Source organism: Streptomyces sp. NPDC001922, assembly GCF_042891165.1.
Taxonomy (GTDB): domain Bacteria; phylum Actinomycetota; class Actinomycetes; order Streptomycetales; family Streptomycetaceae; genus Streptomyces.
The window spans coordinates 56,923-71,606 of record NZ_JBIASV010000006.1; the positions used below are offsets into that span (position 1 = coordinate 56,923).

General features: G+C 72.2%; 12 protein-coding genes. 2 read left to right on the forward strand and 10 right to left on the reverse strand.

The window, feature by feature from the left end; all coding sequences use genetic code 11:
* Window positions 1-217: 217 nt before the first annotated feature.
* From ACFYYR_RS12140 to ACFYYR_RS12170, 7 genes are all read right to left on the reverse strand, one after another.
* On the reverse strand, window positions 218-1,657 hold the full coding sequence (locus ACFYYR_RS12140) for an NAD(P)/FAD-dependent oxidoreductase (RefSeq protein ID WP_388850479.1): 1,440 nt from the start codon (window positions 1,655-1,657) through the stop codon (window positions 218-220).
* Between the two features lie 5 nt (window positions 1,658-1,662).
* Complete coding sequence (locus ACFYYR_RS12145) at window positions 1,663-2,448, reverse strand: ABC transporter permease (protein ID WP_388850482.1); 786 nt, start codon at window positions 2,446-2,448, stop codon at window positions 1,663-1,665.
* A complete protein-coding gene (locus ACFYYR_RS12150) occupies window positions 2,448-3,380 on the reverse strand; it encodes an ABC transporter permease (RefSeq protein WP_388850485.1) in 933 nt (310 codons plus the stop codon). The genes ACFYYR_RS12145 and ACFYYR_RS12150 overlap by 1 nt, the downstream gene beginning before the upstream one ends.
* Window positions 3,377-4,546, reverse strand: coding sequence for an ABC transporter ATP-binding protein (locus ACFYYR_RS12155; protein WP_388850488.1), 1,170 nt, complete (start codon window positions 4,544-4,546; stop codon window positions 3,377-3,379). Before ACFYYR_RS12155 ends, ACFYYR_RS12150 begins: the two co-directional genes overlap by 4 nt.
* A 48-nt stretch (window positions 4,547-4,594) precedes the next feature.
* Window positions 4,595-5,842, reverse strand: a complete 1,248-nt coding sequence (locus ACFYYR_RS12160; RefSeq protein ID WP_388850491.1) for a spermidine/putrescine ABC transporter substrate-binding protein — start codon at window positions 5,840-5,842, stop codon at window positions 4,595-4,597.
* Window positions 5,843-5,896: 54 nt separating this feature from the next.
* A complete protein-coding gene (locus ACFYYR_RS12165; RefSeq protein WP_388850494.1) occupies window positions 5,897-7,411 on the reverse strand; it encodes a gamma-aminobutyraldehyde dehydrogenase in 1,515 nt (504 codons plus the stop codon).
* A gap of 531 nt (window positions 7,412-7,942) precedes the next feature.
* Window positions 7,943-8,707 (reverse strand): DUF4190 domain-containing protein, encoded by a 765-nt coding sequence (locus ACFYYR_RS12170; protein WP_388850497.1) that lies wholly within the window; start codon window positions 8,705-8,707, stop codon window positions 7,943-7,945.
* Between the two features lie 308 nt (window positions 8,708-9,015).
* Here ACFYYR_RS12170 and ACFYYR_RS12175 point away from each other — a divergent pair, with 308 nt between their 5' ends.
* Together ACFYYR_RS12175 and ACFYYR_RS12180 are read left to right on the forward strand one after the other, a co-directional pair.
* On the forward strand, window positions 9,016-10,038 hold the full coding sequence (locus ACFYYR_RS12175; protein WP_388850504.1) for an adenosine deaminase: 1,023 nt from the start codon (window positions 9,016-9,018) through the stop codon (window positions 10,036-10,038).
* Window positions 10,026-10,733: a glycerophosphodiester phosphodiesterase gene (locus ACFYYR_RS12180; protein ID WP_388850507.1), complete on the forward strand. Its 708-nt coding sequence runs from the start codon at window positions 10,026-10,028 to the stop codon at window positions 10,731-10,733. Before ACFYYR_RS12175 ends, ACFYYR_RS12180 begins: the two co-directional genes overlap by 13 nt.
* A gap of 202 nt (window positions 10,734-10,935) precedes the next feature.
* On the opposite strand, the gene ACFYYR_RS12185 is transcribed toward ACFYYR_RS12180, so the two are convergent.
* The 3 genes from ACFYYR_RS12185 to ACFYYR_RS12195 all read right to left on the reverse strand — a co-directional run bounded on the left by ACFYYR_RS12185 (window position 10,936) and on the right by ACFYYR_RS12195 (window position 14,623).
* A complete protein-coding gene (locus ACFYYR_RS12185; protein WP_388850510.1) occupies window positions 10,936-11,526 on the reverse strand; it encodes a Uma2 family endonuclease in 591 nt (196 codons plus the stop codon).
* A gap of 143 nt (window positions 11,527-11,669) precedes the next feature.
* A complete protein-coding gene (locus ACFYYR_RS12190) occupies window positions 11,670-12,860 on the reverse strand; it encodes a spermidine/putrescine ABC transporter substrate-binding protein (protein WP_388850513.1) in 1,191 nt (396 codons plus the stop codon).
* A gap of 323 nt (window positions 12,861-13,183) precedes the next feature.
* Complete coding sequence (locus tag ACFYYR_RS12195) at window positions 13,184-14,623, reverse strand: gamma-aminobutyraldehyde dehydrogenase (RefSeq protein ID WP_388850516.1); 1,440 nt, start codon at window positions 14,621-14,623, stop codon at window positions 13,184-13,186.
* Window positions 14,624-14,684: the final 61 nt, after the last annotated feature.

The following is a 14,684-nucleotide window of genomic DNA, read 5'->3' on the forward strand; positions in this document are numbered from 1 at the left end:
CCGACGTCGGCCACTACTGTCTCTCGGTGAACTCCACCTCCGCGCTGTGAGCGGGTGCCGACCGGTCGGCGCGGGCGGGCCGGCCGCGGTGGCGGCCCCGGGGGGCGGGGGCGGCGGGGGGCCGCCGGCCCCGCCCCCCGCGCCCGGAGCCCCCCGGCTCCGGGCGCCCCGGGACCGGACCCCCGGACGCGCGGAGCGCGGGGATCCGGTCGCCGGATCAGGAGTCGAAGCCCAGGCCCACCCGGTCCATCGCCTTCAGCCAGAGGTTCCGGCGCCCCCCGTTGGCATCGGAACGGGCCAGCGCCCACTGGGTGATCCCGATGCCCGCCCAGCGCACCGGTTCCGGCGGGAACGGCAGCGGCTTCGTCCGGACCATCTCGGACTCGGTGCGCTCGGTGCGCTCCCCGGCCAGCAGGTCGAGCATCACGTCCGCGCCGAAGCGGGTCGCGCCCACCCCGAGACCGGTGTAGCCCAGCGCGTAGGCGACCCGGCCGCCGTGGGCCGTGCCGAAGAACGGCGAGAAGCGGGAGCAGGTGTCGATGACCCCGCCCCAGGTGTGGCTGAACCGCACCCCCTCCAGCTGCGGGAAGCAGCGGAAGAAGTGCGCGGCGAGCTTGGCGAAGGTCTCCGGGCGCTGGTTGTAGTCCTCGGCGATCCGGCCGCCGTAGTGGTAGATGACGTCGTAGCCGCCCCAGAGGATGCGGTTGTCGTCCGTCAGCCGGAAGTAGTGGAAGTGGTTGGCGCTGTCGCTCAGCCCCTGCCGGTTCCGCCAGCCGATGGCGGCGAGCTGCTCCTCGGTGAGCGGTTCGGTCATCAGGGCGTAGTCGTAGACGGGCGCGACGAAGGGACGGATCCGGCGCACCAGGTTCGGGAAGGCGTTGGTGCCGAGCGCGACCTGCCGGGCGAGGACCCGGCCGTAGGGGGTGCGGACCACGACACCGGCGCCCCGGTGGGCGAGTTCGGTGGCCCGGGTCCGCTCGTGGATCCGTACGCCCAGGTCGAGACAGGCCTGCTTGAGTCCCCAGGCCAGCCGGGCGGGGTTGAGCATGGCCACCCCGGTGCGGTCCCAGACGCCGGCCAGGAAGGTCGGCGAGTCGACCTCCTTCCGCACCTCCTCGCGGTCCAGGAAGGGCAGCTCGATACCCATCCGGGCGGCCTCCTCGGAGGCCTCCCGCAACTCGGCGACCTGGTGCGGCTCGGTGGCCACGTCGATCTCGCCGGTCCGTTCGAAGGCGCAGTCGATGCCGTAGCGCGCGACGGCGGACTCGATCGCGTCCAGGTTGCGGCTGCCCAGCTCCTCCAGTTTGGCGATCTCCCCGGGCCAGCGGGAGAGGCCGTTGGCGAAGCCGTGGGTGAGGGAGGCGGCGCAGAAGCCTCCGTTGCGCCCGGAGGCGGCCCAGCCGACCTCCTGGCCCTCGATGAGCACCACGTCCCGGCCGGGGTCGCGCTCCTTGGCGAGCAGCGCGGTCCACAGGCCCGAGTACCCGCCGCCGACGACGAGCAGGTCGCAGCGCTCGTCGCCGACGAGGGCGGGGCGGGCCCGGGGCCTGCCGGGGTCGTCGAGCCAGTACGGGGCCGGCTCGGCGTCGGCCAGGGACCGTACGGCCACGGGGTCCGTGGCGGTCGGGACGGTGCGCGGCATGGCAGCTCGTGCCATGGTTCTCAGCTCCTCTTGCGGCGGTTTCCCAGCAGTTGGCCGGCGAGTACGCACAGGACGGCGACGGCGAACATCGCCGTGCCGATGACGTTGATCTGGACGGGCGTGCCGCGCTGCGCCGAGCCCCAGACGAACATGGGGAAGGTGACGGTCGAGCCCGCGTTGAAGTTGGTGATGATGAAGTCGTCGAAGGAGAGCGCGAAGGAGAGCAGCGCGCCGGCGGCGATGCCGGGCGCGGCGATCGGCAGGGTCACCCGCAGGAAGGTCTGCACGGGCGAGGCGTAGAGGTCCTGGGCGGCCTGTTCGAGGCGGGGGTCCATGCTCATCACCCGGGCCTTGACCGCGGTGACCACGAAGCTCAGGCAGAACATGATGTGGGCGATGAGGATCGTCCAGAAGCCGAACTGGGCGCCCATGTTGAGGAAGAGGGTGCCGAGCGAGGCACCCATGACCACCTCGGGCATCGCCATCGGCAGGAAGATCAGGGTGTTCACGGCGCCGCGGGCCCGGAACCGGTAGCGGGCGAGCGCGAAGGCGATCATCGTGCCGAGGGCGGTGGCGCCGAGGGTCGCCCAGAGGGCGATCTGGAGGCTCAGGGCGAGCGATCCGCAGAGGTCGGCGACGCCGCACGGGTCGGTCCAGGCGTCGGTGGAGAACCGCTGCCACTCGTAGTTGAACCGGCCGTTGGGCTTGTTGAAGGAGAAGATCATGACGATGACGTTCGGCACGATCAGATAGGCGAGCGTCAGGACGCCCGCGAGCACCACGAGGTTGCGTCGAAGCCACCGCATCAGACGAGGTCCTCCGTCCCGGACTTGCGGATGTAGACGGTGACCATGGCCAGGATCGCGGCCATGAGGATGAAGGACAGCGCGGCGGCCGTCGGGTAGTCGAGTACCCGGAGGAACTGCGACTGGATGACGTTGCCGACCATCTTCTGGTCGGTGGAGCCGAGCAGTTCCGCGTTGATGTAGTCACCGGTCGCGGGGATGAAGGTGAGCAGGGTTCCGGCGACCACGCCCGGCATGGACAGCGGGAAGGTCACCTTCCGGAAGGCCGTGAAGGGCCGGGCGTAGAGGTCGCCCGCCGCCTCGTGCAGCCGGACGTCGATCCGCTCCAGCGAGGAGTAGAGCGGCAGGATCATGAACGGCAGGAAGTTGTAGGTGAGTCCGCAGATCACCGCGAGCGGGGTGGCCAGCACCCGCTGCCCGTCGGTGACGCCGAGCCACGAGGTCACGTCGAGGACGTGCAGGGTGTTGAGCGCGCCGACCACGGGGCCGCCGTCGGCGAGGATCGTCTTCCAGGCCAGCGTGCGGATGAGGAAGCTGGTGAAGAACGGCGCGATGACCAGCACCAGGACCAGGTTCCGCCAGCGGCCGGCCCGGAAGGCGATGGTGTACGCCAGCGGGTAGCCGACCAGCAGGCAGAGCGCGGTGGCGGTGCCGGAGTAGAGCACCGAGCGCAGGAACTGCGGGTAGTACTCGCTCAGCGCGTCCCAGTAGGTGACGAAGTGCCAGGTGACCTTGAAGCCCTCTTCGAGGGAGCCGGTCTGCACCGAGGTGGAGGCCTGGTAGACCATCGGGGCGGCGAAGAACACCACCAGCCAGACCAGGCCCGGCAGCAGCAGCCAGTACGGGACGAGGCGCTTGCGCCGGCCGGCCTTGCCCGTCGGGAGGGGCGGCGCCTCGGGGACGTCGGCCGCGGGCGCGGCGGAGACCTTCATGCGGCCTCCTCGTCGGTGCCGCCGACCGTCCCGTCGAGCACAGACTGGGAGGCGTCGAGGCCGAAGGTGTGGGCCGGGTTCCAGTGCAGGACGACCTCGGCGCCGGGCACCAGCCGGGAGTCGCGTTCGATGTTCTGCTCGTAGACCGAGAGGCGGCCGCCGGCCGGGCTGTCGATCAGGTACTGGGTGGAGACCCCGATGAAGCTGGCGTCCACGATGCGGCCGGTCAGCCGGTTGCGCCCGTCGTCGATGGACCCGGCCTCGTCGGCGTGGACCAGGGACACCTTCTCGGGGCGGACGCCGGCCAGCAGTTTCCCGCCGGCGCCGGTGGGGGCGGAACATCGGGCCGCGGGCAGCCGGAGCTTGCTGTCGGCGGCCTTCAGCAGCAGGTCGTCGCCGGAGGACTCGGCTATCTCGGCCTCGATGAGGTTGGAGGTGCCGAGGAAGTTGGCGACGAACGTGGTGCGCGGGTTCTCGTAGAGGTCGGCGGGGGCGCCGAGCTGCTCGACCCGGCCGCCGTTCATCACCGCGACCGTGTCGGCCATGGTCATGGCCTCCTCCTGGTCGTGGGTGACGTGCACGAAGGTGATGCCGACCTCGGTCTGGATGCGCTTGAGCTCCAGCTGCATCTGGCGGCGCAGCTTGAGGTCGAGGGCGCCCAGCGGCTCGTCGAGGAGCAGCACCTGGGGGTGGTTGATCAGCGCGCGGGCCACGGCGACGCGCTGCTGCTGGCCGCCGGAGAGCTGCTGCGGCTTGCGGCGGGCGAAGTCGCCGAGCTGGACGAGGTCGAGCATCTCGCCGACCTGCTTCTTCACGGATTTGATGCCGCGGCGGCGGAGGCCGAAGGCGACGTTCTCGTAGATGTCGAGGTGCGGGAAGAGCGCGTAGTTCTGGAAGACGGTGTTGACCGGGCGCTTGTACGGCGGGAGGCCGGTGACGTCGGTGCCGTCCAGCAGGACGCTGCCGGAGGTGGGCTCCTCCAGCCCCGCGATCATGCGCAGGGTGGTGGTCTTGCCGCAGCCGGAGGCGCCGAGCAGGGCGAAGAAGGAGCCCGCGGGCACGGAGAGGTCGAGCGGGTGCACGGCGGTGAAGGAGCCGTAGGTCTTGCTGATCCCGGTGAGGCGGACGTCTCCGCCGCTGCCGGCGGTCGAGGGGGTCTCAGTCATGGGTGCGGATCCCAGTGTGTTCGTACGGGCGGGGGGGGGCCGGGGCGGTCAGGCGCCGATGAGCTTGGCGAACTTCTCCTCGAACTCCGTCTCTTCCTTGCCGGACAGCAGCCGGAAGGTGTGCGCCTTCGCGGTGAACTTCTCGTCCGGGATGATGAGCGGGTTCGCGGCGAGCTTCTTGTCGATCTTCGCCAGTTCCTCGCGCACGCCGTCGACCGGGCACACGTAGTTGATGTAGGCGGCGATCTTCGCGGCGGTCTTCGGCTCGTAGGCGTAGTCGATGAACCGCTCGGCGTTCCGCTTGTGCCGGGCCTTGTTGGGGATCAGCAGGTTGTCGGAGGACATCATGAAGCCGGCGTCCGGGAGGGCGAACTTGACGGCCGGGTTGTCGGCCTGGAGCTGGACCAGGTCGCCCGCCCAGGCGACGCAGGCGGCGAGGTCGCCCTTGTTGAGGTCGTCGATGTAGTCGTTGCCGGTGAAGCGGCGGATCTGCTTGCGGTCGACGCCCTTCTGGAGGCGGGCGATGGCGGCGTCGTAGTCGTCGGCGGTGAAGTCCTCGGGCTTCTTGCCCATGTCGAGGAGGGTGAGGCCGACGGTGTCGCGCATCTCGGTCAGCATGCCGACCCGGCCCTTGAGGCGGCTGTCCTCCAGCAGCTGGGACACGGAGGTGACCTTGCGGCCGCCGGTGGCCTTCTCGTTGTACGCGATGACGGCGGGGATGCCGGTCCAGGCGTAGGAGTGGGCGCGCACCGGGTCCCAGTCGGGGCTGCGGAAGCCCTCGGCCAGGTTGGCGTAGGCGTGGGGCAGATTCGTCTGGTCGAGCTTCTGCATCCAGCCGAGCCGGATCATGCGGCCGGCGAGCCAGTCGGTGACGCAGATCAGGTCGCGCCCGGTGTCCTGGCCGCCTGCGAGCTGCGGCTTGATCTTGCCGAAGAACTCGACGTTGTCGTTGATGTCCTCGGTGTACTTGACCGTGATGCCGGTCCGGCGCTTGAACGCGTCCAGGCTGGGGCGGCGCTTGTTGTCGTCGCTGACGTCGATGTACTCGGTCCAGTTGGAGAAGGTGAGCAGCTTCTCCTCGTCCGAGTGGTCGTCGGCCGAGCCGGTCTCCGCGGTCCGCCCGGCGGGCGGGATGCCGCACCCCGTGAGGGCGCCGAGCCCACCGAGGGCGAGGGCCCCGCCGCCGGTCGCGCGCAGCAGCGACCGGCGACTCATGGCCATCCGGCCCTCGGTCATGCTCCGCCGCACGGCGGCCATTTGCGCCGCCGACAGGGTCTCTGGCTCGTACTGCTCCATGCGCTGTGCCCCTTCACGGGTGTCAGCCGGTGTGTCAGCCGGTCTCTCTCGGTATCAGCGGTCCCCGAAGACGGTGCGGTGCCAGTCCTTCCGGACCACCGCGGTGTTGTCGAACATCACATGCTTGACCTGCGTGTACTCCTCGAAGGAGTACGCCGACATGTCCTTGCCGAAGCCGGAGGCCTTGTAGCCTCCGTGCGGCATCTCGCTGAGGATCGGGATGTGGTCGTTGACCCAGACGCAGCCGGCCTTGATCTCGCGGGTCGCCCGGCCGGTGCGGTAGACGTCGCGGCTCCAGGCGGAGGCGGCGAGGCCGTAGGGGGTGTCGTTGGCGAGGGCGATGCCCTCGTCGTCGCTGTCGAAGGGCAGCACCACGAGGACCGGGCCGAAGATCTCCGACTGGACGATCTCGCTGTCCTGCGCGGCGCCGGTGACCAGCGTGGGCCGGTAGTAGGCGCCCTTCGCCAGGTCGCCCTGCGGCGCCTCGCCGCCGGTGACCACGGTGGCGTAGGACCGGGCGCGCTCCACGAACCCGGCGACGCGGTCGCGCTGGGTGTGCGAGATGAGCGGGCCGAGGTCGGTGGCCGGGTCGAACGGGTCGCCGAGCCGGACGGTCGCCATCAGATCGGCGACCCCGGCCACGAAGGCGTCGTACAGCGGGCGCTGGACGTAGGCGCGGGTGGCGGCGGTGCAGTCCTGGCCGGTGTTGATGAGGGCACCGGCGACCGCGCCGTGCACGGCGGCCTCCAGGTCGGCGTCGTCGAAGACCACGAACGGGGCCTTGCCGCCCAGTTCCAGGTGGAGGCGCTTGACGGTGCCGGTGGCGATCTCGGCGACCCGCTTGCCGACGCCGGTGGACCCGGTGAAGGAGGTCATGGCGACGTCCGGGTGGCCCACGAGGTGCTCGCCCGCGTCCCGGCCCGCACCGCTGACGATGTTGACGACACCGTCGGGAATCCCCGCCTCGGTGGCCGCCTGGGCGAACATCAGCGAGGTGAACGGGGTGAGTTCGGCGGGCTTGAGGACGATGGTGTTGCCCGCGGCGATGGCCGGCAGCACCTTCCAGGCAGCCATCTGAAGCGGGTAGTTCCAGGGCGCGATCGAGCCGACGACGCCGATCGGTTCGCGCCGGATGTAGGAGGTGTGGTCGCCGCTGTACTCCCCCGCCGACTTCCCCTCCAAGTGGCGTGCGGCACCGGCGAAGAAGGACGCGTTGTCGACCGTGCCGGGCACGTCGAACTCGGCGGAGAGCTTGATGGGCTTGCCGCACTGGAGCGACTCGGCGTCCGCGAACGCATCGGCCTGCTCGGCGAGTACGGAGGCGAAGCGGTGCATCGCGTCGGAGCGCTCGCCCGGGGTGGCGCCGGCCCAGCCGGGGAAGGCCTGCGCGGCGGCTTCGACGGCGGCGTCCACATCGGCGGTTCCGGCGAGTTCGTACGTGAACACCGGGTCTCCGGTGGCCGGGTCGACCACCGCGTGCTCCCGGCCCGAGGTTCCGGGCCGGAGCTGTCCGGCGATGTACTGCGCCCCGTCCGCGAAGCGGTTCTCTGCTTGGAAGGGATGGCTCATATCGCTCTCCTCCGCGTCCCCCGTGATGGCGGTCGGCGTAGCTCCAGCTCGACGTGAAGGCCGATCCTGACAGAGCACCCCGGCTTCAACAAGGGATTCCGTTGTTGCCTTTTGGTTACGCGACGGATTCGGTCATTGCGTCGGGTCGGGCGGGTGCTGGGCGGACGGACTGTCCAGTGCCTGGGGTGTCCGTGCCGGGCGCGGGGCGGCTCGGGGCCTCGGGGCCGCCGGGCAGGGGGAGCGGGTACGGCGTGAGCGGGCGCGGTGCGAGCGGGCGCGGTGCGAGCGGGCGCGGTGCGAGTGGGCGCGGCGTGAGCGGGGGCGGTGCGAGCGGGCGCGGTGTGAGCGGGGCCGGCGAACGGCGGCCCCGATGGGGGCGGCAGGCCCGCACTCCCGGGCCTGCCGGTCCCGGCGGGAAACCGCGCGGTCAGGCCCCCGGCCCCGCCGGCACGGGGCGGTCCGCCCCACGGATCGCCGGCCTCCGGATCGCCGGCCTCCGGATCGCCGGCCCACGGATCGCCGGCCGACGGATCAACGGTCCGCGGTGACCGTCCCGACCGCCGGGGCCGCCCGCGCGGTTCTCTCCTCCGGGGCGCCCCGGCGCTCCACGTCGTTCGCGGCGTCGGCTATCAGCAGGATCATGATCAGGACGCTGCCGGCCAGCGCGACGGTGCCCAGGATGACGCCCGCGAGCGCCTGCCCTCCGTTGGTGGCCTCACCGCGCGCGGCCTTGCCCCGGCCCAGCGCCCCGAAGACGATCGCGAGGATGCCGAGCAGGATCCCGACGAAGAAACCGGCGATGGAGGCGGTGAGGACCGTGCCGACGATGCCGATCACCAGCCCGGCGACTCCGAAGCCGTTGCTGTTCCCGTACCCGGCGGGCTGCCAGCCCTGGCCGTAGGATCCGCCCGGGCCGTAGCCGGACCCGCCGTAGGGACCGACGCCCGGCTGCCCCGGGACACCGCCGGGGCCGTACGCGCCCGCACCGTTGGGAGAGGTGCCGTACGGGCCCGTTCCGTAGCCCGTCCCGTAGGGATCGGCGCCGTACGGGCCGGGGCCGTAGCCGAGGGGCGCGCCGGGACCGGTGGGAGCGATCGGCGGCGGCGGAACGGGCGCGACCTCCGGCGGACCACCCGACGCCCGGGGCGGCCCCGGAACCTCGGCCGGAGGTGGGGGCGGCAGGGGCGGCCCGCCCTGCCAGGGCCCGGCCGGAGGTCCCTGGGGCGCCGGAGGCTCCGGCGGAGCCCAGGGATCGCGCGGCTGCGGACGCTCGGGGCCCTCGGCGCTGTCGGTCATGACCCTCCCCCTTCGGATCTCCGCCATGCTACGGGCCGGGTCCGACACGGCCGGGACGGAAGCGGCCGTTCCACCGGAAACCGGTCCGGTACCGGACCCGCACCGAACGGGTACCGGTCCGTCCAGGAGCACCCGGCCGACGCCCCGGCCGGCCGGGCGCCCCGGCGGAAGCAGCCGCACCGGCGCTTGCGGCGCACCCCCCGATCAGGGCTCCCCGCCGGACCGGGCGCCCCGGCACCGTGCCGGACGGGCCGGGTCCGTGCCTACGATGATCCCTGCCCGGCACCCGAGCTGTCCCAGGAGGACCGATGCCCGATCTGCACACGTTCATCGCCGGGCTGCCCAAGGCGGAGCTCCATGTGCACCACGTCGGCTCCGCCTCCCCGCGCATCGTCGCCGAGCTGGCCGCGCGCCACCCCGACTCCAAGGTCCCCACCGACCCGGAGGCGCTCGCCGACTACTTCACCTTCCGGGACTTCGCCCACTTCATCGAGGTCTACCTGTCGGTCGTGGACCTGATCCGCGACGCCGAGGACGTCCGGCTGCTGACCTACGAGGTCGCCCGCGACATGGCCCGGCAGAGCATCCGCTACGCGGAGCTCACGGTCACCCCGTTCTCCTCGGTCAGCCGCGGCATTCCGGATGTGGCGTTCGTCGAGGCCATCGAGGACGCCCGCCGGGCCGCCGAGGCGGATCTGGGCGTGGTGCTGCGCTGGTGCTTCGACATCCCCGGCGAGGCGGGGCTGCGGTCCGCCGAGGAGACCGCGCGCATCGCGGTGGACCTGAAGCCGGACGGCCTGGTGTCGTTCGGCCTCGGCGGACCCGAAGTCGGTGTGCCCCGGCCGCAGTTCAAGCCGTACTTCGACCGCGCCATAGCGGCCGGGCTGCACAGCGTGCCGCACGCGGGCGAGACGACCGGCCCGGAGACGATCTGGGACGCGCTGCACCACCTGCGCGCGGAGCGCATCGGGCACGGGACCAGCGCGGTCAAGGACCCGCGGCTGCTGGAACACCTCGCCGAGCACCGCATTCCGCTGGAGGTCTGCCCGACCTCCAACATCGCCACCCGCGCCGTGGAGGAGCTGGAGCGGCACCCGGTCAAGGAGATGTCCCGGGCCGGCGTGCTGGTCACCATCAACAGCGACGACCCGCCGATGTTCGGCACCGACCTCAACACCGAGTACGAGGTGGCGGCCCGGCTGCTGGAACTCGACGAGCGGGGTCTGGCCGGGCTGGCGAAGAACGCCGTCGAGGCGTCCTTCCTCGACGAGCCGGCCAAGGCCAAGCTCGCCGCCGAGATCGACGGGTACACGGACGCATGGCTGCGGTAGCCGTCGCCCACCGCGGCGACCCGTACCGGGTCCGGGAGAACACCCTGCCCTCGCTGCGCTCCGCGGTGCACCGGGGCGCGGACGCGGTGGAGATGGACGTACGGCTCACCCGGGACGGCCGGCCCGTGCTGCTGCACGACGCGACGCTGGAGCGGCTGTGGGGCGACGAGCGCCCGCTGGCGGAGTTCACCGCGCGGGAGGTGCGGGAGCTGACCGGCGGCGGTGTCACCGAACTGGGCGAGGGCCTGGCGGCGGTGCACGCCACACCGGGTGTCCGGGCGCTGATCGACCTCCCGGACGCCTCGGCCGCGCCGGCGGCCGTCGCCGAGGTCCGCGACCGCGGCGCCGGTGACCGGGTCTACTACTGCGGCGGTGCCACGGCGATGCGGGCGGTGCGCGACCGGGACCCCGGCGCGGAGATCGCCCTCACCTGGACGACCCTCGCCCCGCCGCGGCCGACGCTGCTGGCTCAGCTGCGTCCGCGCTGGCTCAACTACCGGTTCGGGCTGCTCGACGCCGCTCTGGTGGACCGGCTCCACGCCGACGGGTTCCTCGTCTCGGCCTGGACCGCCGACACCCGGCGGACGATGAAGCGGCTGCTGGAGCTGGGCGTCGACTCGATCACCACCAACCGCATCGACTGCCTGCGGAAGGCGATCGACGCGCCCCCGCGAGGGGGCCGCCGGGAGAGGTGACCGGCCGGGCCATGGGCGGCCGACGCGGGGCGACGCGGCCGGGCCGGGAGCGGCACCGCGTCCCGGCGCGGTGCTGCGTCCCGGCGCGGTGCTGCGTCCCGGCGCGGTGCTGCGGACGAGCGGTGCTGCGGACGAGCGGTGCTGCGGACGAGCGGTGCCCGGCCGGGCGCGGCACTCGGGCCCGGACCGCCTCGGTCGCGGTTCAGTCGCGGGGAAAGTCCTCGGTGGAGAGCACCAGCCCGAGCGAGGTTCCGGTGAGGTCGACCGGCTCACCGAAGCTGACCGTCAGCTCACTCCGGTACTCGCCGCCCTTGGGGTGCGTGAAGAGGTGGCACTTGCGCTGGTAGGGGTCGGCGATCAGGTAGACGGGCACCTCCGACTCCGCGTAGACCGCCTTCTTGCTGCCGTAGTCGCTGGCGCCGGTCCCCCTGGAGATGACCTCCAGCACGAATTCGAGGTCCCGCGGGGCGAACCGCCCCTTGTCGTCCGGCGTCGCACCGTCGACGGCCTTGGCGAGGTCGGGGGCGAAGCCGTTGAGGCGCCCCGGAAAATCGATCCGCACATCGGAGTCGATCTCCGCATCGCCGCCGAAGTGGTCCTCCAGCTGCCGGAGGACCCTACGGATGATCTTCCAGTGCGTACGGCGTTGCGGCGACATGTGGACGGTCCCCTCGACAATCTCGACCTTGTAGCCCTCGGGGACAGGCATGTGCTCCAGCCGCTCGAACAGTTCGTCCAAGGTCAGCTCTTCACTGTCGGCCATCTCGATCCTGTCGGTCAGCTCGACGGTCACCGTGCCGCTCCTCCCCGCTGCCCGCGTCGACACGTGCAGCCGCGTGGTTCAACGATACGCACCGCACTCGGTCACGTGTGCTGAAGCGGGGCCGGGGAGCCGGGCTCACAGTCGCGCTCCCCCGCCACGCTCCCCCGGCTGGCTCACAGCCCCACGATCGCGTTCCACTCCCGGGCGAACTCCGGCCGCTCCTTCGAGGTGATGTCCCGGGCGATCGCCAGCCGCTTGCGCATGGCGGCGTCGGGGAAGATCAGCGGGTCCTCGGCCAGCCGGGCCGTCTCCTCGTCCTTCGCGCCGGCCAGCACGTCGCGCGCGGCCGGGACCGGGCAGACGTAGTTGACCCAGGCGGCCAGCTCGGCCGCCACCTCCGGCTCGTAGTAGTAGTCGATCAGCGCCTCGGCGTTCCGCTTGTGCCCGGCGAGGTTGGGGATCATCAGGCTCTCCGACCAGAGCTCGGCGCCCTCCTCCGGCACCACGAACTCGATGTCCGGGTTGTCGTTGCGGAGTTGGACGACGTCGCCGGAGTACGCCTGGGCGGCGAGCACATCGCCGGAGGACAGGTCCTTGATGTAGTCGTTGCCGGTGAAGCGGCGGATGTGCCGGTCCGCGACGAGCCGCCGCACCCGGTCGGTCATGGCGTGGAAGTCGTCCGCCGTCCAGCGGGTGACGTCGACGCCGTCGCCCTGCATCAGCAGGGCGAACGCCTCGTCGAGGCCGGAGAGCAGGGTGACCCGGCCGCGCAGGTCGTCGTGCCACAGGTCGGCGGTGCTGCGCAGCTCCCGGCCCAGCCTGCGCCGGTTGTACGCGATGCCGGTGATCCCGGACTGCCAGGGCACGGTGTGCCGGCGGCCCCGGTCGAAGGCGGGGCTGCGCAGCAGCGGGTCGAGGTGCCGGGCGACGTTCGGCTGGCGCGAGCGGTCCATCTCCTGCACCCAGCCGAGCCGGACGAACCGGCCGCACATCCAGTCGCTGATGACGATCAGGTCCCGCCCGGTGTCCTGATGGTTCATCAGGGCCGGGCCGATCTTCCCGAAGAACTCGTCGTTGTCGTTGATCTCCTCGGTGTACGCGACGGAGATCCCGGTCCGCTTCTCGAAGGCCGCGAGCGTCGGGCGCCGTTGCTCGTCACGCTCGTCGGTGTCGATGTAGAGCGGCCAGTTGGCGAAGGCGAGCCGCGGGTCACGGGCGGAGCGGTCGCGCGCGGCGCGGTCCCCGGGAGCGACGTACGCGGCCGGCACCCCGCAGCCGGCGAGTGCGGCGGTTCCGCCCGCGGCTCCGAGGAGGCGCAGCAGGGAGCGGCGGTGGAGCGGGCGTTCCGCGGTGTTCTCCGGCACCCCGGCAGGATGCCGGTGCACCGCCCCGCGGGGCAATGGACGCCGCGTCACGGCGCCGGGGGGGGGGGGGGCGCGGGCGGGGGGGGGGGGGGGGGCGGGGGGGGGGGGGGGGGGGGGGGGGGGGGGCGGGGCGGCGGCGGGGGGGGGGGCGGGCGGGGGGGGGGGGGGGGCGCGCGGGCCCGGCCCCCCCCCGGGGCGGGGGGGGGCCCCCCCCCCCGGGGGGGGGGGGCCCCCCCCCCCGGGGGGGGGGCGCCCCCCCCCCCGGGGGGGGGGGGGCCCCCCGCCGGTGAAGTGGCCGGTGCGGCCGTCCGCCGGACGGAGCGTCAGCCGTCCAGGGACGTCATCACGTGCTTGACGCGGGTGTAGTCCTCGAAGCCGTAGGCAGAGAGGTCCTTGCCGTAGCCGGACTTCTTGAAGCCGCCGTGCGGCATCTCGGCGACGAGCGGGATGTGGGTGTTGATCCAGACGCAGCCGAAGTCGAGGTTCTTCGACATCCGCATGGCGCGCGCGTGGTTCTTGGTCCACACCGAGGAGGCGAGGGCGTACTCGACGCCGTTCGCCCACTGCGTGGCCTGCTCCTCGTCGGTGAACTTCTGGACGGTGATGACCGGCCCGAAGACCTCCTTCTGGATGATCTCGTCGTCCTGCTTGAGGCCGGAGACGACGGTGGGGGCGAAGAAGTAGCCCTTCTCGCCCACCCGGTGGCCGCCCGCCTCGACCTTGGCGTGCGAGGGGAGCCGGTCGATGAAGCCGACGACCTGGGCGAGCTGGTTGGCGTTGTTGAGCGGGCCGAACAGGACGTCCTCGTCGTCCGGCTGCCCGGTCTTGGTGTCCTCGGCGGCCTTGGTGAGGGCCGCGACGAACTCGTCGTGGATGGACTCGTGGACGAGCACCCGGGTCGCGGCCGTGCAGTCCTGGCCGGCGTTGAAGAAGCCCGCCACCGAGATGTCCTCGACGGCCTTGGGGATGTCGGTGTCCTCGAAGACGACGACCGGGGCCTTGCCGCCGAGCTCCAGGTGGACCCGCTTGAGGTCCTTGGAGGCGCTCTCGGCGACCTGCATGCCGGCCCGGACGGAGCCGGTGATGGAGGCCATGGCCGGGGTCCGGTGCTCGACCATCAGGCGGCCGGTGTCCCGGTCGCCGCAGACCACGTTGAAGACGCCCTTGGGGACGATGCCGCCGATGATCTCGGCCAGCAGGACCGTCGACGCCGGGGTGGTGTCGGACGGCTTGAGCACGACCGTGTTGCCCGCGGCGAGCGCCGGGGCGAACTTCCACACGGCCATCATCATCGGGTAGTTCCACGGCGCGACCTGGGCGCAGACGCCCACCGGCTCGCGCCGGACGATGGAGGTCAGGCCCTCCATGTACTCACCGGCCGAGCGGCCCTCCAGCAGCCGTGCCGCACCCGCGAAGAAGCGGATCTGGTCGACCATGGGCGGGATCTCCTCGGACCGGGTCAGTCCGATGGGCTTGCCGGTGTTCTCCGACTCGGCGGCGATCAGCTCCTCGGCCCGCCGCTCGATCTCGTCGGCGATCTTCAGCAGGGCCTTCTGCCGCTCCCCCGGTACGAGGTCCCGCCAGGCCGGGAAGGCGGCCTCGGCGGCGGCCATGGCGGCGTCGATGTCGGCGGCGCCGGAGAGCGGTGCCGTTGCATATGCGTCGCCGGTGGCCGGATTGACCACCTCGGTGGTCCGCCCGTCGGCGGCATCCCGGAACTCCCCGTCGATGTAGTTGCGCAGACGACGCAGTTCGGTGGTCACGTGCCACCCCTCCTGTCAGAGATTGTCCAATGGGTGAGACAACCCCCACCCTAGTCACTGA